This window comes from Pseudomonas monteilii NBRC 103158 = DSM 14164, from assembly GCF_000730605.1.
GTDB lineage: Bacteria > Pseudomonadota > Gammaproteobacteria > Pseudomonadales > Pseudomonadaceae > Aquipseudomonas > Aquipseudomonas monteilii.
Window position 1 is genome coordinate 150,487 of the sequence record NZ_BBIS01000003.1, and the last position, 24,400, is coordinate 174,886.

The following is a 24,400-nucleotide window of genomic DNA, read 5'->3' on the forward strand; positions in this document are numbered from 1 at the left end:
GTGCAAATTCATCGGATGATTGGTTGAGTGCAATGAATACAGAGCTGACCAAACGTTCCCTGGTTGAGCTTGCTGTGGATCGCATGCGTGAGCGCATCGTGCTTGGCGACTGGCAGGTCGGCCAGCGACTGCCTACCGAGCCGGAGTTGGCCCTGCAACTGGGCATCAGCCGCAATACCGTGCGCGAAGCCATGCGTGTACTGGCGTTCAGTGGCCTGGTGGAAATTCGCCAAGGTGACGGTAGTTACCTGCGCACAGCCCAGGACCCGCTGCTTGCGGTGCAGGCGATGTCTCGCTGCAGCGCGGAGCAGGCCCGGGAAACCCGTCACATCCTCGAAGCCGAAGCCATCGGCTTGGCGGCGCTGCGCCGTACCGATGCCGATCTGCAGGCGCTACGCGATGCGCTGGCCAGCAGCGCCGGGCACTTTCACGGGGATGTCGATGCTTATGTGGCCTGCGACCTGGTGTTCCACCAGCGGTTGGTCGATGCCGCCCACAACCCGGCGTTAAGCGAACTGTATCGCTACTTTTCCGGGGTGGTGGCTGCCGCGCTGCAACGCAACATGGCGACTGTTCCGCGCTGCCAGGCCACGTTCGACCTGCACGGCCAGATCCTCGAAGCCATCGAACAACGCGACGCGGAGCGGGCCAAGCGCCTGAGCCGCACCCTCATCGAATCCTGACACCGAGAAGGCCATGGCTGAATCCATCACCCGCAATACCCTGCCGAACGAGCGGGACCTCGATGAGCTGCTGATCGATGCCGAGGCTGACGACGAGCAGGTGCAGCAGCCTGTAGTGTTACGGCGGCCCTGGCTGTTGCTGCTGGGCCTGGTGCTGGTGGCCTTGAACCTGCGCCCGGCGTTGTCGAGCATGGCGCCGGTGCTGGGGCTGGTGTCTGAAGGGCTGGGGCTGAGTGCCTCGCAGGCCGGCTTGCTGACTACCTTGCCGGTGCTGTGCCTGGGGCTGTTCGCCCCGCTGGCACCCCTGCTGGCGCGGCGTTTTGGCAGTGAGCGGGTGATCCTCGGCATTCTTGTCACGTTGGCGCTCGGTATCGGGGTGCGAAGCGCATTCGGCCCCGTTGGCGTGTTCCTCGGCAGCCTGATGGCTGGGGCGAGCATTGGCATTATCGGCGTGCTGCTGCCGGGTATCGTCAAGCGCGACTTCCCGCAGCACGCTGGCACGCTGACCGGTGTGTACACCATGGCGTTGTGCCTGGGCGCCGCCATGGCGGCGGGGGCTACCGTACCGTTGGCCCAGCATTTCGGCGGTAGTTGGGCACTTGGGCTGGGCTTCTGGGTATTGCCGGCCTTGCTGGCGATGCTGGTGTGGCTGCCACAGGCCCGCCAGGGGCATGGCCTGCACAAGGTGGCTTATCGTGTACGGGGCCTGTGGCGCGATCCGCTGGCCTGGCAGGTGACCTTGTACATGGGCTTGCAGTCATCGCTGGCTTACATCGTGTTCGGTTGGTTGCCATCGATCCTGATAGGCCGTGGCCTGAGCCCGACCGAGGCTGGACTGGTGCTGTCGGGGTCGGTGATCGTGCAGCTGGTCAGCTCGCTGAGTGCGCCCTGGCTAGCCACCCGTGGCAAGGACCAACGCCTGGCGATCGTGCTGGTCATGTTGATTACCCTGGCGGGTCTGTTCGGTTGCCTGTATGCCCCGGTTTCGGGGCTGTGGGGATGGGCCGTGGTGCTGGGCCTGGGGCAGGGCGGTACTTTTGCATTGGCGCTGACCTTGATCGTGCTGCGTTCGAAAGACGCCCATGTGGCGGCGAACCTGTCGAGCATGGCGCAGGGCGTGGGTTACACCTTGGCGTCGATGGGGCCGTTTGCGGTGGGGCTGGTGCATGACCTTACCGGGGGCTGGGCCGCGCTGGGGTGGATTTTTGCGGTATTGGGTATTGGTGCCATCGTGTTCGGGCTGGGTGCCGGGCGGGCGTTGCATGTGCAGGTGACCAGCGAAAAAGTCTGAGACGGGTGATGGCAGTGCCGGCCTCTTCGCGGGTACTGGCATAAGCCATCGGGGCAGATTATCGTGCTGGTTTCGAGCCCAGGACGGACCTGCCCCATGAGCGACGCCAACCGCGACCTGATCACCCGCTTCTACCAGGCCTTCCAGCGTCTGGACGCCGAGGCCATGGTGGCCTGCTACAGCGACGATATTGTTTTCAGCGACCCGGTTTTCGGCACCCTGCGCGGCAAGGATGCAGGTGATATGTGGCGTATGCTCACCCGCCGCGCCAAGAACTTTACCCTGACGTTCGACAGCGTCCGCGCCGATGAGCGCAGTGGCGGCGCGCACTGGGTGGCCACCTACCTTTTCACCCAGACCGACCGGGTTGTGGTCAACGACATCCAGGCGCGTTTTGTCATTCGTGATGGGCTGATCTGCCAGCATGACGACACTTTCGACCTGTGGCGCTGGTCGCGGCAGGCCTTGGGTATGCCTGGCGTATTGCTGGGCTGGTCGCCGCTGGTGCAGAACAAGGTTCGCCTGCAGGCATTCAAGGGATTGCGCGCATTCCAGCAGGCCCAAGGTGAGTGAAACCGTCGAATCCGTTGTTGGCAAACCCTGGTATGTCTATCTGGTAAGGGCCGCCAACGGCTCGCTGTACTGCGGCATCAGCGATGACCCTCAGCGGCGTTTTGCGGCGCACCAGAAGGGGCAGGGCGCCCGCTACTTCAAGACCAGTCCGGCCCAGGCGCTGGTGTATGTGGAGCAATGGCCGGATAAAGGCGAGGCTTTGCGTCAGGAGCGGCTGGTAAAGCGGCTGCGCAAATCGGCAAAGGAGGCGCTGGTGGCCTCCTTTACCGGCTTTGAGGGGATTAGTCCTTGCGCCGCTTCAACTGATCCACCAGCGTTGTCGGCAGCCCCTTGATAATCAGGGTGCCTGCCGCCTCGTCATACTCCACTTTGTCGCCTAGCAAGTGTGCCTCGAAGCTGATCGACAGCCCCTCGGCACGCCCGGTGAAGCGGCGGAACTGGTTGAGGGTGCGCTTGTCCGCCGGGATTTCTGGCGACAGGCCATAGTCCTTGTTGCGGATGTGGTCGTAGAACGCTTTGGGCCGGTCTTCGTCGATCAGGCTGGACAGCTCTTCCAGCGTTACCGGCTCGCCCAGTTTGGTCTGGGTGGTGGCGTACTCGACCAGGGTCTGGGTCTTTTCGCGGGCGGACTCTTCCGGCATGTCTTCGCTCTCGACGAAGTCACTGAAGGCTTTGAGCAGGGTACGGGTTTCGCCTGGGCCATCTACACCTTCCTGGCAGCCGATGAAGTCGCGGAAGTAATCCGAAACTTTCTTGCCGTTCTTGCCCTTGATGAACGAGATGTACTGCTTGGAGTTCTGGTTGTTCTTCCACTCCGACAGGTTGATGCGTGCCGCCAGGTGCAACTGGCCAAGGTCGAGGTGGCGCGAAGGCATCACGTCGAGTTCGGCGTTCACCGCTACCCCTTCGCTGTGGTGCAGCAGGGCAATGGCCAGATATTCGGTCATGCCTTGCTGGTAATGGGCGAACAGGATATGGCCGCCAGTGGACAGGTTGGACTCTTCCATCAGCTTTTGCAGGTGTTCCACGGCAATGCGGCTGAAGGCGGTAAAGTCTTTTTCTTCGTCCAGGTACTGCTTCAGCCAGCCGCTCAACGGGTAGGCGCCCGACTCACCGTGGAAAAAGCCCCAGGCCTTGCCTTGTTTGGCGTTATAGCTGTCATTGAGGTCGGCCAGCAGGTTCTCGATGGCATCAGAGGCGGCCAGTTCGGAGTCGCGAGCATGCAGCACCGCGGGGCTGCCATCAGGCTTTTTGTCGATCAGGTGAACGATGCAATGACGGATTGGCATGGGATTCTCGGCGAGCTGCAAAAGTTGCCAAGTTTACCCTAGACACAAGGTGATGCAGTGGCCGTATGTTGGCAGATATGTCGGTTGTTCGTTTTTTGTTCAAATTTGTGCGTTTTAAGCTAAAACCCCCGAAAAACCTGCATTAAATCGAAGTGCGCAGCGGATATTTATCTGCTCCTGTGGTAGTTTTGCGCGGTCTTGTGCCCCTTGTGTGGCGCATTGCTGGCAGCGTGCTGTCGTCGTGTCGAACCAAACGCCGATTTACGTATCTACATACGCGATTGGCGCGGCCCTCCACTTTCAGGGGCTGGCCCGATAACGTCGTAGTTCGCTGCATAACCATCGAATTTGATAGGGAAGGAACACCACCATGGCATTGACCAAAGACCAACTGATTGCCGACATCGCCGAATCGATCGCCGCGCCAAAAGCCACCGCCAAGAACGCTCTGGAGCAACTGGGCCAGATCGTTGCCGACCAACTGGAAAACGGCGCTGAAATCACCCTGCCAGGCATCGGCAAGCTGAAAGTCTCCGAGCGTCCTGCCCGTACCGGCCGCAACCCTTCGACTGGCGCTGCCATCGAAATCGCTGCCAAGAAAGTCGTCAAGTTCGTTCCAGCCAAAGTGCTGACCGACGCCATCAACAAGTAATTGTTGAACTGTTGACGAAACCGCGCCCGGCTTGCCCGGGCGCGGTTTTTTCATGCCTGTGATTTACGCTGGGCGTGCCAGGCCTGGCGCGCGGCATCGTCAAGGAAGCTCCAGGCGACCATGCGGCTCTGTTTCTGCCCCTGGCCCATTTCGATGATGTGTACGGCCTTGGCGCCTGCCTTCTTCAGTGCGGTCTCGATGCCCGGCAAGTTACTGGCCTTGGACACCAGGCTGGTGAACCACAGCACCCGCTCGGCGTATTGCACGCTCTCGCTTACCAGTTGGGTAACAAAGCGGATTTCGCCGCCCTCGCACCACAGTTCATTGTTCTGGCCGCCGAAGTTGAGCACAGGCAGCTTGCGCTTGGGGTCTTGCTTGCCCAGGTTCTTCCACTTGCGCTGGCTGCCACGGGTGGCTTCTTCGCGCGAGGCATGGAAGGGCGGGTTGCACAGGGTCAGGTCGAAGCGTTCGTCATCCTGCAGCAGGCCGCTGAGGATGTGCGTGCGATTGGCCTGTTGGCGCAGGGTGATGGCTTTGCCCAGCCCATTGGCCTGTACGATGGCCTTGGCCGATGCCAGGGCCACGGGGTCGATGTCCGAGCCGAGGAAGCGCCAGCGGTAGTCGCTGTGGCCCAGCAACGGGTAGATGCAGTTGGCACCCACGCCGATGTCCAGCGCACGTACCTGGGCGCCCTTGGGGATCTCGCCGGCATTGTCGTCGGCCAGCAGATCGGCGGTCACGTGAATGTAGTCGGCGCGGCCGGGGATGGGCGGGCACAGGTAGTCGGCGGGGATATCCCAGTGCTGGATGCCGTACTGGGCCTTGAGCAGGGCACGGTTGAACACGCGCACGGCTTCAGGGTTGGCGAAGTCGATGCTCGGTTTGCCGTGGGGATTGGTGATGGTGAAGCGGGCAAGGTCCGGGTGGGCCTTGATCAGGCTAGGGAAGTCGTAGCGACCCTGATGGCGGTTGCGCGGGTGCAGGGTGGGTTTCTGGATCATGGTAGGGTCCTGAAAAGCATCGCGGGCAAGCCCGCTCCTACGTTGACCTGTAGGAGCGGGCTTGCCCGCGATGAATTTACCGAGGTTTACAGCGCAGCGATGCGCGCATGCTGCTCGGTGAAGTTGGCCAGGGCCTGTTCAGACTCGGCCAGCTTGGCACGTTCCTTTTCGATCACCGCAGGCGGAGCCTTGTCGACGAAGGCGGCGTTGGACAGCTTGCCACCCACGCGTGCCACTTCGCCTTGCAGGCGCTGGATTTCCTTGTTCAGGCGCGCCAGCTCGGCATCCTTGTCGATCAGGCCGGCCATTGGCACCAGCACTTGCAGGTCACCGACCAGGGCGGTGGCCGACAGCGGCGCTTCCTCGGCATCGCCCAGCACGGTGAACGACTCCACCTTGGCCAGCTTTTTCAGCAGCGCTTCGTTTTCCAGCAGGCGGCGTTGGTCGTCGGCGTTGGCGTTCTTCAGGAACAGCGGCAGCGGCTTGCCTGGGCCGATGTTCATTTCGGCGCGGATGTTGCGCAGGCCGACCATCAATTCCTTGAGCCACTCGATGTCACCTTCAGCGGCGGCGTCGATGCGTGCCTCATTGGCCACCGGCCACGGCTGCAGCATGATGGTCTTGCCTTCGATACCGGCCAGCGGCGCGATGCGCTGCCAGATTTCTTCGGTAATGAACGGCATGAACGGGTGCGCCAGGCGCAGCGCCACTTCCAGCACGCGCACCAGGGTGCGGCGGGTACCACGAGCGCGCTCGACCGGGGCGTTTTCATCCCACAGTACTGGCTTGGACAGCTCCAGGTACCAGTCGCAGTACTGGTTCCAGATGAACTCGTACAGCGCCTGGCTGGCCAGGTCGAAGCGGAACTGCTCCAGCTGGCGGGTCACTTCGGCTTCGGTGCGCTGCAACTGCGAGATGATCCAGCGGTCAGCCAGCGACAATTCGTAAGCTTCGCCGTTCTGGCCACAGTCCTCGCCCTTGTCCAGCACGTAGCGGGCGGCGTTCCAGATCTTGTTGCAGAAGTTGCGGTAGCCTTCGACGCGGCCCATGTCGAACTTGATGTCGCGGCCTGTGGAGGCCAGCGAGCAGAAGGTGAAGCGCAGGGCGTCGGTGCCGTAGCTGGCGATACCTTCAGGGAACTCGGCCTTGGTCTGCTTGGCGATTTTCTCGGCCAGCTTGGGCTGCATCATGCCGCTGGTGCGTTTTTCCAGCAGGGCGTCGAGGGTGATGCCGTCGACGATGTCCAGCGGGTCGAGCACGTTGCCCTTGGACTTGGACATCTTCTGGCCTTGGCCGTCACGTACCAGACCGTGTACGTAAACGGTCTTGAACGGTACCTGCGGGGTGCCGTCCTCGTTCTTGATCAGGTGCATGGTCAGCATGATCATGCGCGCAACCCAGAAGAAGATGATGTCGAAGCCGGTTACCAGCACATCGGTGGAGTGGAACTTCTTGAGAAACTCGGTCTGTTCCGGCCAGCCCAGGGTGGAGAAGGTCCACAAGCCGGAGCTGAACCAGGTGTCGAGCACGTCGTCGTCCTGGCGCAGGACCACGTCGGCGCCCAGGTTGTGCTTGGCGCGCACTTCTTCCTCGTTGCGGCCAACGTAGACCTGGCCGGCCTCGTCGTACCACGCCGGGATGCGGTGGCCCCACCACAGCTGGCGGCTGATGCACCAGTCCTGGATGTCACGCATCCAGGAGAAGTACATGTTCTCGTACTGCTTGGGCACGAACTGGATACGGCCATCTTCCACGGCGGCGATGGCAGGTTCTGCCAGCGGCTTGGTGGAGACGTACCACTGGTCGGTCAGCCACGGCTCGATCACGGTGCCCGAACGGTCGCCTTTCGGCACCTTCAGGGCGTGGTCGTCGATGCTCACCAGAAGGCCCTGGGCATCCAGGTCGGCAACGATCTGCTTGCGCGCGACGAAGCGGTCGAGGTTGGCGTATTGGGCCGGCAGTTGGGTATCAACCTGCTCGTTGACGCTGCCGTCGAGGTTGAAGGCCTGGGCGCTGGCAAGCACGAAGGCGTTCTTGTCGAAGATGTTCAGCAGCGGCAGGTTGTGGCGCTTGCCGACTTCGTAGTCGTTGAAGTCGTGAGCCGGGGTGATCTTCACGCAGCCGGTACCGAACGCGGGGTCGCAGTAGTCGTCGGCGATGATCGGGATGCGGCGGCCTACCAGTGGCAGTTCGACGAACTTGCCGATCAGTGCCTGGTAGCGTTCGTCATTCGGGTTGACCGCAACGGCCGCGTCACCCAGCAGGGTTTCCGGACGGGTGGTGGCAACCACCAGGTAGTCGTTGCCTTCGGCGGTCTTGGCGCCGTCGGCCAGCGGGTAGCGCAGGTTCCACAGGTGGCCTTTCTCGTCGTGGTTTTCCACTTCGAGGTCAGAGATAGCCGTGTGCAGCTTGGTATCCCAGTTGACCAGGCGCTTGCCACGGTAGATAAGGCCGTCTTCATGCAGGCGCACGAACGCTTCTTTAACGGCTTCGGAGAGGCCGTCGTCCATGGTGAAGCGCTCGCGGCTCCAGTCTACCGAAGAGCCCAGGCGGCGGATCTGGCGGCTGATGTTGCCACCGGACTGGTCCTTCCATTCCCAGACCTTTTCCAGGAACTTCTCGCGGCCCAGGTCATGACGGTTCTGGCCTTTGGCTTCGAGCTGGCGCTCGACCAGCATCTGCGTGGCGATACCGGCGTGGTCGGTGCCTGGCTGCCACAGGGTGTCGCGGCCTTGCATGCGGCGGAAACGGATCAGGGCGTCCATGATCGCGTTGTTGAACCCATGGCCCATGTGCAGGCTGCCGGTCACGTTCGGCGGCGGGATCATGATGGTGTAGGACTCGCCTGCACCTTGTGGGGCGAAATAGTTCTCGGACTCCCAGGTGTTGTACCAGGAAGTTTCGATGGCGTGCGGCTGGTAGGTCTTATCCATGCGCGGCGGGACCCTGTGCATTTATTCGGGAAAGCCGGGAAGTATAACCAAGGTGGGGGCCGCAGGCGACAAGCTGCTGCTATCTGGCAGTGCGGCGGCGCCTGCTTCGCGGGCACCGCCGAAATTCAGGCTTACTCCGAACGCTTGATCAACCGCTCGATCCGCGCATCCAGCCGGCGCTTGATCTCGTTCTCGATGTGCGGGGTGAAGTCGTTGATCACGTCCTGCATGATCATCTGCGCCGCCGCACGCAGTTCGCTCTCCAGGTGCAGCAGGGTGTCCTGACGGCGGGTTTGCGGGTCGTCCTCGGGTTCGGCAGCCACCGGTTCGGCAACCGGTGCAGGGTTGCCGGCAGGTTCGTCCAGCAGCAACGGAATCTGCTCCACCGTTTCGGTCAGCAGCGGCGGTTGCAGGTCGGCGTCGCCAAGCAGCTGGCGGATTGACTCGAGGTCATCGAGCAGATGCGCGGAGTCGGGCAAAGGTGAGGGCTTGTCCATCGTCGTCAAAGTCGCTGTAAGCGGTGGTCTTGCAGAGCATAGCCCTGTTCGCGGTAGAAACGGAATCGCTCTCGGGCCGATTGGCGGATGCCAGGCTCCTCGACCACGATTTCGGCCACCCGCTCGAACTGGCCGACAAAGCCCGGCACGCTGGCGCCCAGGTTGATCAGCAAGTCGCGGTGCTCGCCCGCGCTGTCTGCCAAGCCCAACGCCACGCCGGCATCGGCATGCACCTCGGCCAGGTCGTGGGGCACGAACGCCTCGCCCTTGAAGCGCCACAAGCGTTGGTCCAGCTCGCTGCGCTGTTCCGCGTCCTGGCAGTGCAGGTAGACCCGGTGGCCGAGGCGCCAGGCCTTTTCGCACAGCTTGCAGGCGAAATCCAGCCGCGCCGACAGCGAGTCGGTGGGCAAGATGTAGAAGTCGACTTTGCTCATGATGAGAATCGCCGGCCAGTGGCGCACAAGGCGCCACCGGCCTCACGGCGTCACGCGCCAGCGCGGTCCAGCAGGTACTGGGTCAGCAGGGGCACTGGGCGGCCGGTGGCGCCTTTGTCCTTGCCGCCACTGACCCAGGCGGTACCGGCGATGTCCATGTGCGCCCAGTTGTAGGCCTTGGCGAAGCGCGACAGGAAGCAACCCGCGGTGATGGTGCCGGCCTTCGGCCCGCCGATGTTGCCCATGTCGGCGAACGGGCTGTCCAGCTGCTCCTGGTATTCGTCGAACAGCGGCAGCTGCCAGGCACGGTCGTCGGCGCGCTTGCCGGCGTCGAGCAACTGGCCCACCAGGTCGTCGTTGTTGCCCATCAGGCCGGAGGTGTGGCTGCCCAGGGCGACGATGCAGGCGCCGGTCAGGGTGGCGATGTCGATCACCGCCTGCGGCTTGAAGCGCTCGGCGTAGGTCAGGGTGTCGCACAGCACCAGGCGGCCTTCGGCGTCGGTGTTGAGAATTTCCACGGTCTGGCCGCTCATGGTGGTGACGATGTCACCCGGGCGGGTGGCACCGCCGCTCGGCATGTTTTCGGCGCAGGCCAGCAGGCACACGAGGTTGATTGGCAGCTGCAGTTCCAGCACGGCACGCAGGGTTCCGAACACACTGGCGGCGCCGCACATGTCGTATTTCATTTCGTCCATGCCGGCGCCTGGCTTGAGGCTGATGCCGCCGGTGTCGAAGGTGATGCCTTTACCGACCAGCACGAATGGCTTGTCGGCCTTTTTGCCGCCCTGGTAATTCAGCACGATCAGGCGTGGAGGCTGGTCGCTGCCCTGGCCCACGGCATAGAACGCACCCATGCCCAGGTCCTTGATCTTCTTCTCGTCCAGCACCTCGACCTTCAGCGCCTTGTGCGCCTTGCCCAGGTCCTTGGCCTGCTCGGCCAGGAAGCTTGGGTGGCAGAGGTTAGGCGGCAGGTTGCCCAGGTCGCGGGTGAAAGCCATCCCGGTGGCGATGGCGCTGGCGTGTTTGACCGCACGCTCGACTTCCGCCTGGCCGGCCTTGTCGGCCAACAGGGTGACCTTTTTCAGGGCACGCGGCTCGGCCTTCTGGCTCTTGAAACGGTCGAAGACGTATTCGCCGTCGAGCAGGGTTTCGGCCAGCAGGCGGTATTTACCGTAATGGGCGTCGCGGTTGCTGACCGCCACATCGTCCAGGGCCAGCACTGCATCGGTGCCGTTCAGGCCCTTGAGTACGCCGGCCACGCTGGCAACCAGTTTGCGCCAGGCACGGTCGCCCAGGGCTTCATCCTTGCCACTGCCTACCAGCAGCACGCGCTCGGCCTTCAGGCCCGCAAGGTTCTGCAGCAGCAGGGTCTGGCCCGGCTTGCCGGCCAGGTCGCCGCGCTTGAGCACGGCGCTGATGGCACCCTCGCTGGCCAGGTCGACAGCCTTGGCCACAGCACCGAGCTTGCGGTTTTCACCTACCGGAATGACCAGTGTGGCGGTTTTTACGGATGCAGCAGCTACGCTTTTTACAACCAGTTCCATGTCAGGATCCCCGAATGATCGATACGAATGGCGCTGTGTGTGCCAGCGCTCTGGACGGGCCTGGCCGCTTAGTGGCGCGCCAGCGGAAAAGCTGCCAGTTTGAGCCTGCGGCAAGCGTGCTGACAACCCCGTTATGCGCGTTCATGCGCGGCCAAGTGACAGGGGCGGTCAATCACAGGATAATGCGCGCACTTTACATGGAGGTTCGCCTTTGGCGAACCGGCATTGGTCTTGGATGTACTAAGTCATTGTTTGGCGCCATTGCATGGCAGTCCGCCCTGACAACCCAGGAGTGTCTGGTTTGATCGTCTTTCGTTATCTGTCCCGCGAGGTCCTGGTGACCTTGAGCGCCGTCAGCGCTGTGCTGCTGGTGATCATCATGAGCGGGCGCTTCATCAAGTACCTGGCCCAGGCTGCCCAGGGCGTGCTCGACCCGGGCGTGCTGTTCCTGATCATGGGCTTCCGGTTGCCGGGTTTCCTGCAGTTGATCCTGCCGCTGGGGCTGTTCCTCGGTATTCTCCTGGCTTACGGGCGCCTGTACCTGGAAAGCGAGATGACCGTGCTGTCGGCCACCGGCATGAGCCAGCAGCGCCTGTTGGGCCTGACCATGGTGCCGGCCGCCCTGGTCGCCCTGCTGGTGGCCTGGCTAAGCCTGAGCCTTGCACCGCTGGGCGTGGCCCAGGTGCAGCAGATCATCGCCCAGCAAGACGCGCTGACCGAGTTCGACACCCTGGTGCCTGGCCGCTTCCAGACGTTGCGTGACGGCTCGCGGGTAACCTATACCGAGCAGCTGTCGGATGACCGCATCAACCTGGCCGGGGTGTTCATTTCCGAGAAGCGCTTCAACCAGGACAAAACCAAGGACCGCGCGCCGTCGGTGCTGGTCGCGGAAAAGGGCCACCAGGAAATCCAGGCCGACGGCAACCGCTATTTGGTGCTGGAAAACGGTTACCGCTACGACGGTAACCCGGGCCAGGCCGACTACCGCGCCATCAAGTACGACACCTATGGCGTGCTGCTGCCCAAGCCGGAAGTCAGCGAGGAAGTCACCGAACGTGAAGCCATCCCTACCTCCGAGTTGATCGGCAAGAAGGGCCTGCGTGAGCGTGCCGAGTTGCAATGGCGGTTGTCGCTGCCGATCCTGGTGTTCGTCGTCACCCTGCTGGCGGTGCCACTGTCCCGGGTCAACCCGCGTCAGGGCCGCTTCCTCAAGCTGCTGCCGGCAATTCTTCTGTACATGGCCTACCTGACAATGCTGATTTCCGTACGCGGTGCCCTCGAGAAGGGCAAACTTCCGATCGGCCTGGGCATGTGGTGGGTCCACGGTCTGTTCCTGCTGATCGGCCTGGGGCTGATGTACTGGGAGCCGCTGCGCCTCAAGCGCGCTGCCCGTCGTGCGGAGGTGGCCCATGGCTAAGCTCGACCGCTATATCGGCCAGAGCGTGCTGCTGGCCATCCTGGCTGTGCTGGGGATCATCCTCGGCCTGGCTTCGCTGTTCGCCTTCATCGATGAGATGAGCGACCTGAGTGATACCTATACGGTGATGGAGGCTGGCAACTTCGTCCTGCTCACCGCACCGCGGCGGCTGTACGAAATGCTGCCGATGGCGGCACTGATCGGCTGCCTGATCGGCCTGGGCAGCCTGGCCAGCAGCAGCGAGCTGACCATCATGCGTGCGGCCGGAGTTTCCATCGGCCGTATCGTCTGGGCGGTGATGAAGCCGATGCTGGTACTGATGCTGGTCGGCCTGCTGATCGGTGAATACGTGGCACCGGTGACCGAGAACAAGGCCCAGGCCGACCGCTCCCTGGCCCAGGGCGGTGGTGAGGCGCAAAGCTCCAAGCGCGGTATGTGGCACCGTCAGGGTGAAGAGTACGTGCACATCAACGCCGTGCAGCCTAACGGCCTGCTGCTGGGGGTGACCCGTTACCGCTTCGACAACGAGCGCAAGATCGTCACGTCGAGCTTCGCCCGCCGTGCCCAGTACCAGAACGACCACTGGCTGCTGGCCGACGTGCGCACCACCTATTTCCGTGGTGACCACACCGAAGTCGTCAGCGCGCCGCAAGAGCGCTGGGACGTTTCGCTCACGCCAGAACTGCTCAACACCGTGATCCTGGCGCCGGAATCGCTGTCGATTACCGGGCTGTGGGACTACATCCACTACCTGTCTGACCAGGGTTTGAACAATGCCCGCTACTGGCTGGCGTTCTGGACCAAGGTACTGCAGCCGATGGTGACTGCGGCACTGGTGCTGATGGCAATTTCCTTCATCTTCGGCCCGCTGCGCTCGGTAACCCTCGGGCAGCGCGTGTTCACCGGTGTGCTGGTGGGCTTCGTGTTCCGCATCGGCCAGGACCTGCTGGGGCCATCTAGCCAGGTGTTTGGCTTCCCGCCGCTGCTGGCGGTGGTGATTCCGGCGGGCATTTGTGCCTTGGCCGGTGTGTGGTTGTTGCGCCGGGCGGGTTGATGGCCTGAGCTGCACAAGAAAGCCGACCTTAGGGTCGGCTTTTTCATGGGTGTTAACTTGTGCTCATTTCTTCTGCTTCGGCACCCGCACCAGCTGGCTCTCTGAATAGATGTCATGCCAGCCCCGCTTGCGCTTGTCGATCAACACCCAGAAGAAACCCAACCCCAGGCACAGCCACGAGGCTATCGAGACCACAAAGCGCAACAGCGCCTGCCACAGGCTAATGGCCGAACCATCGGCGTTCTGCACTCGCACGCCCCATACCTGCATGCCCAGGGTCTGCCCGCCATGGGTCCAGAACTTGGCAAAGAAGCCGAAGAGGGCGAACAGCAGCACCGTCGACAGCAGCGGGTCGCCATCCAGTGCCCCAGCCTCGGTCAGCTCGCGCATGCGTGCTTCGCCGATGATCGCCATCTGAATCATCTTGTAAGCGCCAGCGGTCACGATCAGCAGGGCCGTGCACAGTAAAAAGTCATAGAACATCGCCGCCAGGCGCCGGCCCAGGCCGACCGGTGGAAAATCTCCCTGAGGGGTGAGCAGAGGCTTGGACATGCGGGACGGCTCCAGAAGACGAAGCCGCTATTCTACGGGCAAAAAAAAGCCCCTGCACTTGGCAGGGGCTTTTCTCGAAGTCGGGTTCGGCTTAGCCGGCGACCTGAACTTTGTCAGCCTGCATGCCTTTCTGGCCCTGGACTGCTTCGAAGGTAACCTTCTGGCCTTCTTTCAGGCTCTTGAAGCCGTTGCCTTCGATAGCGCGGAAGTGCACGAACAGATCCGGACCGCTTTCTGGGGTGATGAAGCCGTAACCTTTTTCGTCATTGAACCACTTGACGGTACCGTTCTGACGCTGGGACATTGTCTTAATTCCTATGAAACTTAAATTTTTATGACAGTTACTTTCGCACTTGTTTGTAAGCGAAAGATTACTGGGCTGGGTTGCAGGAAAGTAAGAGACGTCGAACGGGTTGTAGCAAATCTCGGCTACTGGCCCAGGTCACGAACTGTTGCGACCCATGCAAACACAGTGCAGTGACTCTACGCCAACTCCCGAGCGAAAAACAAGCCCTTGGTCGTATGGAAAATCAGCCGTTTGCCGATAACCGACCGATCTGACGGAAACGGCATGGCGCCTGGCCTGGCGCCATGTTCAAAAGTTATTGGGCAGGTTCGAAAACGAATATGTCGAACCTGCCCGTAACCTTCACAAAGCCGTTTCAACCACGGTAGTAACGTTGTGCTACGAAAGGCATTTTGCTGACTTTCAAGGCAACCTTCTTGCCCCGCACCACGGCAAACAGCGGGGTGTCGACTGCAGCATGTTCACTATCGATATAACCCATTGCTACTGGTGCACCGAGTGTCGGGCCAAAGCCGCCGCTGCAGACTTTGCCGACCGGTTTATCGTTTGCATTCACAATATCCGCACCCTCACGAACGGGCGTACGTTCTTGTGGTAGCAGCCCGACGCGCTTGCGTGCCACGCCATCGCGCTGCTGGGCATAGATGGCCTCGGCACCCGGGAACCCGGCGGCACGTGCGCCGTCGGCACGGCGCACCTTGGAAATCGCCCACAGCAGGCTGGCCTCGACCGGGGTGGTCTCGGTATTCATGTCGTGGCCATAGAGGCACAGGCCGGCTTCCAGGCGGAGCGAGTCGCGGGCGCCCAGGCCAATCGGCTGTACTTCCGGCTCGGCCAGCAGACGACGGGCCAGGGCTTCGGCGGCATGTGCCGGCACCGAGATTTCGTAGCCATCTTCGCCGGTGTAGCCCGAGCGGCTGACGAAGCAGTCTTCACCCAGCAGTTTCACCGGGCGGAACTGCATGAAGGTCATGCCGGCCACTTCCGGTGCCAGGCGCTCCAGCACCTTGACCGCAGCCGGGCCTTGCAGGGCCAGCAGGGCACGTTGCTCGAACAGCGGCTGCACATCGCAACGGTTGCCGATGTGTTTTTGCAGGTGGGCCAGGTCCTGGTCTTTGCAGGCGGCGTTGACCACCAGGAACAGCGTGTCGTCCCCCAGGTTGGCCACCATCAGGTCGTCGAGGATGCCGCCCTGCTCGTTGGTGAACATGGCATAGCGCTGCATGCCTGCCGGGAGGTCGATGATGTCCACGGGTACCAGGCTTTCCAGGGCCTTGGCGGCATCAGCGCCGCGCAGGATGATCTGGCCCATGTGCGAAACGTCGAACAGGCCGGCCTGCTCGCGGGTGTGCAAGTGTTCCTTGAGCACGCCCAGCGGGTACTGCACCGGCATGTCGTAGCCGGCGAACGGCACCATGCGGGCACCCAGTTCCAGGTGCAGGGCGTGCAGTGGGGTCTTGAGCAGTGTTTCGGACATCGGTGACTCCTTGGTGTTGTTGTCAGGTCAACATTCGATGATGTTGACGGCCAGGCCGCCACGGGCGGTCTCTTTGTATTTGCTTTTCATGTCGGCGCCGGTCTGGCGCATGGTGCGGATGACCTTGTCGAGCGACACGTAATGTTGCCCGTCGCCGCGTAAGGCCATGCGCGCCGCGTTGATTGCCTTCACCGAGCCCATGGCATTGCGCTCGATGCACGGCACCTGGACCAGCCCGCCGATCGGGTCGCAGGTCAGGCCCAGGTTATGTTCCATACCGATTTCTGCAGCGTTCTCCACCTGCTGCACGCTGCCACCCATCACCTCGCATAACGCGCCGGCAGCCATCGAGCAGGCCACGCCGACTTCGCCCTGGCAGCCCACTTCCGCGCCAGAGATGGAGGCGTTTTCCTTGTACAGGATGCCGATGGCCGCAGCGGTGAGCAGAAAACGCACCACCCCGTCCTCGCTGGCGCCCGGCACGAAGCGCATGTAGTAGTGCAACACTGCCGGGACGATACCTGCCGCCCCATTGGTGGGTGCGGTGACCACGCGCCCGCCGTAGGCGTTTTCTTCGTTCACGGCCAAGGCGTAGAGGTTGACCCAGTCGAGCACCGACAGGGCATCGCGCAGGCAGGCTTCGGGGTGGCGGCTCAGTTGGCGGTACAATGCGGGCGCCCGCCGCTTGACCTTGAGCCCGCCCGGCAATATGCCTTCATGCTGGCAGCCCGCTTCGACGCAATCCTGCATCACCTGCCAGATGCGCAGCAGCCCGGCGCGGGTTTCTGCCTCTGGGCGCCAGGCGGCCTCGTTGGCCAGCATCACTTGGCTTATCGACAGGTTTTGCGTGGTGCAATGGCCGAGCAGTTCCTTGGCGGTCTTGAACGGGTAGGGCAGCACGGTGCTGTCCTCGACGATGCGGTCGTGGCCGGCGGCGTCCTCGTCGACCACGAAACCGCCGCCCACCGAGTAATACTCGCGGCTGCGGATTTGCAGGCCGGCGTCGTCGAACGCGCGAAAGATCATGCCGTTGGGATGGTAGTCCAGCGGCTTGCGGATCATTGCCACATGCTGTTTTTCAATGAACGCAATGCTGTGCTCGCCCAGCAGGTTGATGTGGCCACTGTCGCGGATGGCCTGCAGGCGGGCGGGGATGCTTTCGGTGTCGATAATGTCCGGCTGTTCGCCTTCAAGGCCCAGCAGCACCGCCTTGTCACTGCCGTGGCCCTTGCCGGTGGCGCCCAGTGAGCCATACAACTCGGCTTTGACGCTGGCCGTGCGGGCGAGCAAGCCGTCACGGCGCAGCCCTTCGGCGAACCGCGCGGCGGCGCGCATCGGGCCGACCGTGTGCGAACTGGAGGGGCCGATGCCGATCTTGAACAGGTCGAAGACGCTCAAAGACATGGTGACCTCCTGCCAGGGTTTCAGGACGGACGGTGAACCCGCTCCCACAGAGGCCCACACCTCAACTCAGGGAGCGGGCCCGAAAGCTATCAGGCGTCCTGATAGCTCTCGATCGACGGGCAGGCGCACACCAGGTTGCGGTCGCCGAACACGTTGTCGACCCGGCCCACTGGCGGCCAGTACTTGGCTTCCACCAGGCTTGGCAGTGGGTAAACCGCCTGCTCGCGGCTGTAGCCGTGGGCCCATTCGCCAACCAGCTCGGCCGCGGTGTGCGGGGCGTTTTTCAGCGGGTTGTCGTCCTTGTCCAGGCTACCGTTTTCGACCGCACGGATTTCTTCGCGGATCTGGATCATCGCGTTGCAGAAGCGGTCCAGTTCTTCCTTGGACTCGCTTTCGGTCGGCTCGATCATCAGCGTGCCCGCCACCGGGAAGGACATGGTCGGGGCGTGGAAGCCAAAGTCGATCAGGCGCTTGGCCACGTCGTCGACGCTGATGCCGCTGGTGTCCTTCAGCGGGCGCAGGTCGAGGATGCACTCGTGGGCCACCAGTCCATTACCGCCGGTATACAGAACAGGATAGTGCTCTTCCAGGCGGCGGGCGATGTAGTTGGCGTTAAGGATTGCCATCTGCGAGGCACGCTTGAGGCCGGCACCGCCCATCATGCGGATGTACATCCAGGTGATCGGCAGGATGCTGGCGCTGCCGAACGGCGCGGCGCACACCGCGCCTTCGGTGTTTTCCAGCTGCGCGTGGCCAGGCAGGAACGGCGCCAGGTGCGACTTGACGCCAATCGGGCCAACGCCCGGGCCGCCACCGCCGTGCGGAATGCAGAAGGTCTTGTGCAGGTTCAGGTGGGACACGTCGCCGCCGAACTTGCCCGGGGCGCACAGGCCGACCATGGCGTTCATGTTGGCGCCGTCGATGTACACCTGGCCACCGTTGTCGTGGATGATCGCGCAGATTTCGCCGATCGCTTCCTCGAACACGCCGTGGGTCGACGGGTAGGTGATCATGATCGCGGCCAGGCGCTCGCGGTGCTCGATGGCTTTGGCGCGCAGGTCCTCTACGTCGACGTTGCCGCGGGCGTCACAAGCGGTAACCACCACGCGCATGCCGGCCATGTGGGCGGTCGCAGGGTTGGTGCCGTGGGCCGACGACGGGATCAGGCAGATGTCGCGGTGGCTTTCGCCACGGCTGCGGTGGTAGGCGCGGATGGCCAGCAGGCCTGCGTACTCGCCCTGGGAGCCTGCGTTGGGCTGCAGCGATACGGCGTCATAGCCAGTAGCGGCGCACAGCATGGCTTCCAGCTCGGTGGTCATCTGCAGGTAGCCCTGGTTCTGCTCGGCCGGGGCGAACGGGTGCAGGTTGCCGAACTCGGCCCACGTCACCGGGATCATCTCGCTGGCGGCGTTCAGTTTCATGGTGCACGAGCCCAGCGGAATCATGCTGCGGTCCAACGCCAGGTCCTTGTCGGCCAGGCGGCGCAGGTAGCGCATCAGCTCGGTTTCGCTGTGGTAGCGGTTGAACACCGGGTGTTCGAGGATCGCCGACTGGCGCAACAGGGCGGTAGGCAGCAGCGAACCGGTGCTGGCGGCCAGCGCGGCGAAGTCTGGTTGAGACTGGTCGCCAGCGAACAATTGCCACAGCGACTCGACGTCCGCCTGGCTGCTGGTTTCGTCCAGCGACAGGCCCAGGTGGGTGGCGTCGACCTGGCGCAGGTTGATGCCTTGGGCGCGGGCCTTGTCATGCAGGCTGGCGGTTGCAGTGCCGGTGGCCAGAGTCAGGGTGTCGAAGGCGCTGGCGCCCACTACCTGCACGCCCAACGCCTTCAGGCCGGCGGCCAGGATCGCGGTCAGGGCGTGGGTGCGCTCGGCAATGCGCTTGAGGCCGGCCGGGCCGTGGTACACGGCGAACATGCTGGCAATGTTGGCCAGCAGCACCTGGGCGGTGCAGATGTTGCTGGTGGCCTTTTCGCGGCGGATATGCTGCTCGCGGGTTTGCATGGCCAGGCGCAGGGCGGTCTTGCCGAAGCGGTCGATCGATACGCCGACCAGGCGGCCCGGCATGTCGCGCTTGAAGGCGTCACGGGTGGCGAAGTAAGCCGCGTGCGGGCCACCAAAGCCCAGTGGCACGCCGAAGCGCTGAGCGCTGCCGATGGCCACGTCGGCATCGAACTCGCCCGGCGGGGTCAGCAGGGTCAGGGCCAGCAGGTCGGCGGCCACGGCAACCAAGGCGTTGGCTGCGTGGAAGCGCTGTACCACGTCACGGTAGTCGAACACGTCACCGTTGCTGGCCGGGTATTGCAGCAGGGCGCCAAAGAAGGCGCTGACATCGCCCAGCTCGCGCTCATCGCCGATCACGACTTCGATACCCAACGGCTCGGCACGGGTGCGCAGCACGTCGAGGGTTTGCGGGTGGCAGTGTACGGAGGCGAAGAAGGCGTGGCTGGCCTTGTTCTTCGACAGGCGTTTGCAGAACGTCATGGCCTCGGCCGCCGCAGTGGCTTCGTCGAGCAGGGAGGCGTTGGCGATCGGCAGGCCAGTGAGGTCGCTGATCAGGGTCTGGAAGTTCAGCAGCGCTTCCAGGCGGCCTTGGGAAATTTCTGGCTGGTATGGGGTGTAAGCGGTGTACCAGGCCGGGTTTTCCAGCAGGTTGCGCAGGATCGGTGCCGGGGTGTGGGTGTTGTAGTAGCCCTGGCCGATGTAGCTCTTGAACAGTTGGTTCTTGCCGGCGATGGCCTTGAGCGCGGCCAGTGCATCGGCTTCGCTCTGGCCGTCGTGCGAACCGAGCACGCTGGTGCCCTTGATGCTGTCAGGGATGACCGCAGCGGTCATGGCTTCCAGCGAGTCGAAGCCTAGGGCGGCGAGCATGGCCTGCTCGTCAGCGGCGCGCGGGCCGATGTGGCGGGCGATGAATTCGTTGGCGGTGCCGAGGTTGATGGTCATGGCGGGGTTCCTCAGGCGTCGTCGTTGGCTTTGAGCAGGCGGTCGTAGGCGTCCTGGTCGAGCAGGGCGGTTACGGCGCTGGCGTCGGCAGGGATGAAGCGGAAGAACCAGCCTTCGCCCATCGGGTCTTCGTTGACCAGTTCCGGGCTGTCTTCGAGCTGGCCGTTGACCTCGACCACTTCACCGGTCAGGGGCATATAGACGCCGCTGGCGGCTTTTACCGACTCGACGGTGGACGCTTCGCTGCCTTTCTCGTACGGCTGCAACTCTGGCAGTTGCACGAAAACCACATCGCCAAGGGCGTTCTGGGCGTAGGCGGTGATGCCTACGGTGACGCTGCCATCGGCTTCGACGCGCAGCCATTCGTGATCTTCAGTGAAACGCAACTCGCTCATGGGGAATCCTCGGGAAGCAGGGCGTTGGGCGCGGTGGCTCCGCGCTCTTGGGGTTGCTTTCCCTTAGCAATAATGCGGCCAATCGAAAAAAATTCTTTAAAAACAATGCGTTATTGATTTTTGTTGGGTGGCTGCTTGTTTGTTTGGAACGAAAACGCTACAGAAGGTTGTGCATGAAAAAGGGTTTGGGGATCAAACCCTTGCGCAATAGCACTTGAACGGGTTTGTAATGATTTCATTACGGTGTGTCGAAATCGATACAATACCTTGATGCAGTTCAGTTGTTGGCAAGCCGGAATGGATCAAGCAAGTTCGATACTTGCAAAACTTTGCGCACTTTCTTCTTGCACCTATACCGTGTCGCCATATCAACTATTTGTGTCACCTGCGTGATAGTTTTCAAATGGCTGAACTAAGTATTTGCCCCCAACGATTTTCCCGCCTATAGCGCGTCACCAGAATGGCCACCTTTCATGTGAGCCGTCAGCCTGAAGCAATAACCATAAGTTGGTAATTCGGCTGTCGGCCAAGCATGTGCCTTGCTGCCTGGGCTCATGCAACTAGCACCGAATATCAGGAAGGGAAAGTGTCATGGGAATGACGAGGCGTAAATTTTTGGTTGGCGGCGGCGTCGTGGCTATCGCAGGCGGAGCAGGGGTTCTGACCCCTTTGTTGACCCGGGAGGGCCGCTTGATTCCCGGCAAACCGCGGTTTGGTTATGTCGCAGGCACCGAAGGGGCGCTTCCCAAGCAGGCAGACGTAGTGGTTGTTGGCGCTGGTATTCTGGGGCTCATGACCGCAATCAACCTTGTCGAGCGCGGCCTCTCGGTCGTTGTCGTTGAAAAAGGTGAAATTGCCGGCGAACAGTCTTGCAGGTTCTATGGCCAGGTCATGACCTACAAGATGCCAGATGCGACATTCCAGTTGCACCATCTTGCCAAGCAACGTTGGCGAGAGATGAATGCCAAAGTGGGGGCGGACACAAGTTACCGCACACAAGGCCGGGTCGAAGTACCTTTCGATGAAGAAGACCTGGAAGGCGTCAGAAAGTGGATCGATGTCAAAACGCGGGAAGTCGGCGCGGACATTCCTTTCAAGACGCGAATCATTCAAGGCAGTGAACTTGAACAGCGCCTGCGCGGTGCATCCTCGCGCTGGACGGTCGCAGGCTTCGAGGAAGACTCCGGTAGCCTGGATGCCGAGCGTGCATCGTTCGTCATGGCCGAGTATGCCAAGAAAGTGGGGGTTCGGATCTACACCCACTGCGCCGCCAGGGGCCTGGAAACCCATGCAGGTGCCATCTCCGACGTGGTCACGGAAAAGGGCGCCATCAGGGCGTCTCGCGTGATCGTGGCGGGCGGCGCATGGTCCCGGCTGTTCATGCAAAACCTGGGCGTCGATGTGCCTACCTTGCCCGCCTACCAGTCCCAGCAAATCATCAGCGCGGCGCCCCGTGCACCCGGGGGCAACGTTGCATTGCCGGGGAACATCTACTTCCGTGAGCAGGCTGACGGCACATACGCCACCTCGCCACGCGTCGTCGTTGCCCCGGTGGTCAAAGAGTCGTTCATGTATGGCTATAAGTACCTGCCACTGCTGGCCATCCCCGACTTCCCGGTGCACATCTCACTCAACAAGCAACTGATCGATTCGTTCATTCAGCCAACGCACTGGAAGCTGGACGAGGTTTCGCCTTTCGAGAAAAACCGGCTGATGACCGCAGCGCCGGACCTGCCGGAACTGAATGCTTCACTGGAAAAACTCAAGGTCGAGTTCCCTGCGTTCAGCGATGCGAAGCTGATCGATCAGTGGAGCGGTGCGATGGCCATCGCTCCCGACGAAAACCCCATCATTTCCCAGGTCAATGAGTACCCGGGGCTGGTCCTCAACACCGCAACCGGTTGGGGGATGACCGAAAGCCCGGTGTCGTCCGAACTGTCGGCGGACTTGCTGCTTGGAAAAGCGCCGGTGCTGGACCCCAAACCCTTCAGCCTGTATCGGTTCTAAGCACACCAGGCGCAATGGAATGACCCGTGCGCGCATCGTCGATGCATGCACATTTTTGGCAATCATCAGGAGAACAGTATGAAAGTGGCTTTAACGACCGCAGCAATGGCCGTGGCACTCGCGGGTGCCGGGAGCGTTCATGCACAAGAAATCGTGCGCCATGGCGCAGGTAGTTTCCCTATCTCGTCGGCTGTAGAGGTGCCTGCCGGGAAGACGGTTGTCTACCTGAGTGGTTCTGTCCCGTCGGTTATTCACCCTGAAGCACCCAAGGGGTCGCTGGAAGCCTACGGTGATACCAAGGCACAAACCATCAATGTGCTTGGAAACATCCAGCAGCAGCTGAAAGCACTGGGCCTTGGTCTTGCCGATGTGGTGAAGATGCAGGTGTTCCTGGTGGGCGGCCCGGAGAACGGCGGGAAAATGGACTTCGACGGTTTCATGGCCGGCTATACCCAATTCTTCGGGCCAGCCGCCAAGCAGCCAGTCCTTCCTGCACGCTCGGCGTTCCAGATTGCCGGCCTGGCCGACCCTGCCTGGCGTGTCGAGATCGAAGTGACAGCGGTTCGTCCCTGAACCCAGGCATGCGCCAGTCCCGGGCTAGCCATGCCCGGGACTGGCCGGTGGGTTTAGCCAGTGATAAATGGCAATGCCAGGTACAGTTTGATCACGATCACGTTGATGATGTCGATGAAGAACGCACCCACCATCGGCACCACCAGGAAGGCGATGTGCGAGGCGCCGTAACGTTGGGTCACCGCTTGCATGTTGGCAATCGCCGTGGGAGTTGCACCCAGGCCGAAGCCACAGTGCCCCGCCGCCAACACGGCTGCATCATAGTTACGGCCCATTACCCGGAATGTCACGAAGATCGCAAACAGTGCCATAACCAATGTCTGCGCCGCCAGCAGTATGAAGAACGGCAAGGCCAGTGCTGCCAGGTCCCACAGTTTGAGTGACATCAAGGCAATCGCCAGGAACAGCGACAGACTGACGTTGCCCAGTACCGAGACTTCCCGTTCGAAGACATGATAAAAACCGAACGCCGAAAGGCCGTTGCGCAGCAATACGCCCACGAAGAGTACGCAAACGAATGTCGGTAGTTCGAATGCCGTACCTTTCAACAGGCTGTTAAGTAATGTGCCGGTCAGTAAGCTGACGGCAATAAGAGCCAAGGTTTCGATAAATGAAAACGATGTAATCAACCGCTCTTTGTTCGGCTGCTCAAAGCCCTTGGGTAACTGCGGCACTTCTTCTTCCACACCCGGTGTTTTGACACGCTTGATCAGCAACCGGGCAACCGGGCCACCAATCAAACCGCCCAACACCAGGCCGAACGTGGCAGAGGCCAGTGCAAGTTCCGAGGCCGAAGCCAAGCCAAACTTTTCAGTGAAGGTCGCGCTCCAGGCAGCGCCAGTGCCGTGGCCACCAGACAAGGTGATCGAACCGGCCAGCAGGCCCATCAGTGGGTCGAGCCCCAATGCCGTTGCCAGCCCGATACCCATGGCGTTCTGAACCAGCAGCAAGCCCGTCACCACCAGCAGGAACACGGCAACCACGCGTCCGCCCTTCTTCAGGCTGGCAAAGTCTGCACTCAAACCGATGGTGGCGAAGAACGCCAGCATCAACGGTGCTTGCAACGAGGTATCAAACTGGACCTGTACATCGAAACTGCGCAATGCCAAGAGTGCCAGCGCAACGACCAAACCACCTGCCACGGGCTCCGGAATATTGTAAGCGCGCAGAAAGCCAATACGTGCGACCAGACCGCGCCCCAGTAGCAGTACCAAGGAGGCGGCTACAAGTGTCCCGTAAAAATCGAGTTCAAACATCAGGGTACTCTTCGCTCAGGGTGACATGCAAAATTACAATGTCACCATTCTACGGCGAGTACTCCAGTCAATTGCGGCTGAGCGGCTAGGAAAAATCTGAATCAACGGTAAGTTTT

At 61.9% G+C, this 24,400-nt stretch carries 22 protein-coding genes; 9 read left to right on the forward strand and 13 right to left on the reverse strand.

The window, feature by feature from the left end:
* Positions 1-32: 32 nt before the first annotated feature.
* The 4 genes from PM2_RS01270 to PM2_RS29630 all read left to right on the forward strand — a co-directional run bounded on the left by PM2_RS01270 (position 33) and on the right by PM2_RS29630 (position 2,881).
* The gene (locus PM2_RS01270) at positions 33-683 is read left to right on the forward strand and encodes a FadR/GntR family transcriptional regulator (RefSeq protein ID WP_016713125.1); all 651 of its coding nucleotides are present in this window, start codon (positions 33-35) and stop codon (positions 681-683) included.
* Between the two features lie 13 nt (positions 684-696).
* The gene (locus PM2_RS01275; protein ID WP_016713124.1) at positions 697-1,974 is read left to right on the forward strand and encodes a CynX/NimT family MFS transporter; all 1,278 of its coding nucleotides are present in this window, start codon (positions 697-699) and stop codon (positions 1,972-1,974) included.
* 96 nt (positions 1,975-2,070) lie between these two features.
* Positions 2,071-2,547: a nuclear transport factor 2 family protein gene (locus tag PM2_RS01280; RefSeq protein WP_016713123.1), complete on the forward strand. Its 477-nt coding sequence runs from the start codon at positions 2,071-2,073 to the stop codon at positions 2,545-2,547.
* The gene (locus tag PM2_RS29630) at positions 2,540-2,881 is read left to right on the forward strand and encodes a GIY-YIG nuclease family protein (protein WP_080578098.1); all 342 of its coding nucleotides are present in this window, start codon (positions 2,540-2,542) and stop codon (positions 2,879-2,881) included. The genes PM2_RS01280 and PM2_RS29630 overlap by 8 nt, the downstream gene beginning before the upstream one ends.
* Here PM2_RS29630 and yejK read toward each other — a convergent pair.
* A complete protein-coding gene (gene yejK, locus PM2_RS01285) occupies positions 2,829-3,836 on the reverse strand; it encodes a nucleoid-associated protein YejK (RefSeq protein ID WP_016713122.1) in 1,008 nt (335 codons plus the stop codon). The genes PM2_RS29630 and yejK overlap by 53 nt on opposite strands.
* Positions 3,837-4,206: 370 nt before the next feature.
* Between yejK and PM2_RS01290 the strand changes: the two genes are divergently transcribed.
* Positions 4,207-4,488 (forward strand): HU family DNA-binding protein, encoded by a 282-nt coding sequence (locus PM2_RS01290; RefSeq protein WP_003255106.1) that lies wholly within the window; start codon positions 4,207-4,209, stop codon positions 4,486-4,488.
* A gap of 50 nt (positions 4,489-4,538) precedes the next feature.
* On the opposite strand, the gene rlmF is transcribed toward PM2_RS01290, so the two are convergent.
* The 5 genes from rlmF to PM2_RS01315 form a co-directional block, all read right to left on the reverse strand.
* Positions 4,539-5,489 carry a 23S rRNA (adenine(1618)-N(6))-methyltransferase RlmF gene (rlmF, locus tag PM2_RS01295; RefSeq protein ID WP_016713121.1) on the reverse strand — a complete coding sequence of 317 codons (951 nt, stop codon included), beginning with the start codon at positions 5,487-5,489 and terminating at the stop codon, positions 4,539-4,541.
* A gap of 86 nt (positions 5,490-5,575) precedes the next feature.
* Positions 5,576-8,422, reverse strand: coding sequence for a valine--tRNA ligase (locus PM2_RS01300; protein ID WP_028698948.1), 2,847 nt, complete (start codon positions 8,420-8,422; stop codon positions 5,576-5,578).
* Positions 8,423-8,553: 131 nt separating this feature from the next.
* Positions 8,554-8,919, reverse strand: coding sequence for a hypothetical protein (locus PM2_RS01305; protein ID WP_016713119.1), 366 nt, complete (start codon positions 8,917-8,919; stop codon positions 8,554-8,556).
* Positions 8,920-8,924: 5 nt separating this feature from the next.
* Entirely contained in the window at positions 8,925-9,353 is a 429-nt protein-coding gene (locus PM2_RS01310; RefSeq protein WP_019098191.1) for a DNA polymerase III subunit chi, read from the reverse strand.
* Positions 9,354-9,403: 50 nt separating this feature from the next.
* Positions 9,404-10,897 carry a leucyl aminopeptidase gene (locus tag PM2_RS01315; protein ID WP_016713117.1) on the reverse strand — a complete coding sequence of 498 codons (1,494 nt, stop codon included), beginning with the start codon at positions 10,895-10,897 and terminating at the stop codon, positions 9,404-9,406.
* A 301-nt stretch (positions 10,898-11,198) separates the two neighbouring features.
* Here PM2_RS01315 and lptF point away from each other — a divergent pair, with 301 nt between their 5' ends.
* The gene (gene lptF, locus PM2_RS01325) at positions 11,199-12,314 is read left to right on the forward strand and encodes an LPS export ABC transporter permease LptF (RefSeq protein WP_016713115.1); all 1,116 of its coding nucleotides are present in this window, start codon (positions 11,199-11,201) and stop codon (positions 12,312-12,314) included.
* Positions 12,307-13,368, forward strand: a complete 1,062-nt coding sequence (gene lptG / locus PM2_RS01330; RefSeq protein WP_016713114.1) for an LPS export ABC transporter permease LptG — start codon at positions 12,307-12,309, stop codon at positions 13,366-13,368. Before lptF ends, lptG begins: the two co-directional genes overlap by 8 nt.
* A gap of 63 nt (positions 13,369-13,431) precedes the next feature.
* Here the strand turns inward: lptG and PM2_RS01335 are convergent, their stop codons facing one another.
* From PM2_RS01335 to gcvH, 6 genes are all read right to left on the reverse strand, one after another.
* Entirely contained in the window at positions 13,432-13,920 is a 489-nt protein-coding gene (locus tag PM2_RS01335) for an RDD family protein (protein ID WP_009687037.1), read from the reverse strand.
* A 91-nt stretch (positions 13,921-14,011) separates the two neighbouring features.
* Positions 14,012-14,224, reverse strand: a complete 213-nt coding sequence (locus PM2_RS01340) for a cold-shock protein (RefSeq protein ID WP_016713113.1) — start codon at positions 14,222-14,224, stop codon at positions 14,012-14,014.
* Between the two features lie 358 nt (positions 14,225-14,582).
* Positions 14,583-15,704: a glycine cleavage system aminomethyltransferase GcvT gene (gene gcvT / locus PM2_RS01345; protein WP_016713112.1), complete on the reverse strand. Its 1,122-nt coding sequence runs from the start codon at positions 15,702-15,704 to the stop codon at positions 14,583-14,585.
* Between the two features lie 27 nt (positions 15,705-15,731).
* A complete protein-coding gene (locus tag PM2_RS01350; protein WP_028698949.1) occupies positions 15,732-17,108 on the reverse strand; it encodes an L-serine ammonia-lyase in 1,377 nt (458 codons plus the stop codon).
* A gap of 89 nt (positions 17,109-17,197) precedes the next feature.
* Positions 17,198-20,053 (reverse strand): aminomethyl-transferring glycine dehydrogenase, encoded by a 2,856-nt coding sequence (gene gcvP, locus PM2_RS01355; RefSeq protein WP_028698950.1) that lies wholly within the window; start codon positions 20,051-20,053, stop codon positions 17,198-17,200.
* 11 nt (positions 20,054-20,064) lie between these two features.
* The gene (gene gcvH, locus PM2_RS01360) at positions 20,065-20,448 is read right to left on the reverse strand and encodes a glycine cleavage system protein GcvH (RefSeq protein WP_016713109.1); all 384 of its coding nucleotides are present in this window, start codon (positions 20,446-20,448) and stop codon (positions 20,065-20,067) included.
* Between the two features lie 615 nt (positions 20,449-21,063).
* Here gcvH and PM2_RS01365 point away from each other — a divergent pair.
* Positions 21,064-22,455, forward strand: coding sequence for an NAD(P)/FAD-dependent oxidoreductase (locus PM2_RS01365; RefSeq protein WP_196765143.1), 1,392 nt, complete (start codon positions 21,064-21,066; stop codon positions 22,453-22,455).
* 78 nt (positions 22,456-22,533) lie between these two features.
* A complete protein-coding gene (locus tag PM2_RS01370) occupies positions 22,534-23,028 on the forward strand; it encodes a RidA family protein (RefSeq protein WP_028698952.1) in 495 nt (164 codons plus the stop codon).
* A 53-nt stretch (positions 23,029-23,081) separates the two neighbouring features.
* Here PM2_RS01370 and gltS read toward each other — a convergent pair whose 3' ends face one another.
* Positions 23,082-24,284, reverse strand: a complete 1,203-nt coding sequence (gene gltS, locus PM2_RS01375; protein WP_028698953.1) for a sodium/glutamate symporter — start codon at positions 24,282-24,284, stop codon at positions 23,082-23,084.
* Positions 24,285-24,400 lie beyond the last annotated feature (116 nt).

What these genes read in the sequence shown, in the direction of transcription:
- PM2_RS01270 (WP_016713125.1), top strand. Translation starts at nt 33, where the DNA reads ATGAATACAGAGCTGACCAAACGTTCCCTGGTTGAGCTTGCTGTGGAT.
- PM2_RS01275 (WP_016713124.1), top strand. Translation starts at nt 697, where the DNA reads ATGGCTGAATCCATCACCCGCAATACCCTGCCGAACGAGCGGGACCTC.
- PM2_RS01280 (WP_016713123.1), top strand. Translation starts at nt 2,071, where the DNA reads ATGAGCGACGCCAACCGCGACCTGATCACCCGCTTCTACCAGGCCTTC.
- yejK (WP_016713122.1), bottom strand. Translation starts at nt 3,836, where the DNA reads ATGCCAATCCGTCATTGCATCGTTCACCTGATCGACAAAAAGCCTGAT.
- PM2_RS01290 (WP_003255106.1), top strand. Translation starts at nt 4,207, where the DNA reads ATGGCATTGACCAAAGACCAACTGATTGCCGACATCGCCGAATCGATC.
- rlmF (WP_016713121.1), bottom strand. Translation starts at nt 5,489, where the DNA reads ATGATCCAGAAACCCACCCTGCACCCGCGCAACCGCCATCAGGGTCGC.
- PM2_RS01300 (WP_028698948.1), bottom strand. Translation starts at nt 8,422, where the DNA reads ATGGATAAGACCTACCAGCCGCACGCCATCGAAACTTCCTGGTACAAC.
- PM2_RS01305 (WP_016713119.1), bottom strand. Translation starts at nt 8,919, where the DNA reads ATGGACAAGCCCTCACCTTTGCCCGACTCCGCGCATCTGCTCGATGAC.
- PM2_RS01310 (WP_019098191.1), bottom strand. Translation starts at nt 9,353, where the DNA reads ATGAGCAAAGTCGACTTCTACATCTTGCCCACCGACTCGCTGTCGGCG.
- PM2_RS01315 (WP_016713117.1), bottom strand. Translation starts at nt 10,897, where the DNA reads ATGGAACTGGTTGTAAAAAGCGTAGCTGCTGCATCCGTAAAAACCGCC.
- lptG (WP_016713114.1), top strand. Translation starts at nt 12,307, where the DNA reads ATGGCTAAGCTCGACCGCTATATCGGCCAGAGCGTGCTGCTGGCCATC.
- PM2_RS01335 (WP_009687037.1), bottom strand. Translation starts at nt 13,920, where the DNA reads ATGTCCAAGCCTCTGCTCACCCCTCAGGGAGATTTTCCACCGGTCGGC.
- PM2_RS01340 (WP_016713113.1), bottom strand. Translation starts at nt 14,224, where the DNA reads ATGTCCCAGCGTCAGAACGGTACCGTCAAGTGGTTCAATGACGAAAAA.
- gcvT (WP_016713112.1), bottom strand. Translation starts at nt 15,704, where the DNA reads ATGTCCGAAACACTGCTCAAGACCCCACTGCACGCCCTGCACCTGGAA.
- PM2_RS01350 (WP_028698949.1), bottom strand. Translation starts at nt 17,108, where the DNA reads ATGTCTTTGAGCGTCTTCGACCTGTTCAAGATCGGCATCGGCCCCTCC.
- gcvP (WP_028698950.1), bottom strand. Translation starts at nt 20,053, where the DNA reads ATGACCATCAACCTCGGCACCGCCAACGAATTCATCGCCCGCCACATC.
- gcvH (WP_016713109.1), bottom strand. Translation starts at nt 20,448, where the DNA reads ATGAGCGAGTTGCGTTTCACTGAAGATCACGAATGGCTGCGCGTCGAA.
- PM2_RS01370 (WP_028698952.1), top strand. Translation starts at nt 22,534, where the DNA reads ATGAAAGTGGCTTTAACGACCGCAGCAATGGCCGTGGCACTCGCGGGT.
- gltS (WP_028698953.1), bottom strand. Translation starts at nt 24,284, where the DNA reads ATGTTTGAACTCGATTTTTACGGGACACTTGTAGCCGCCTCCTTGGTA.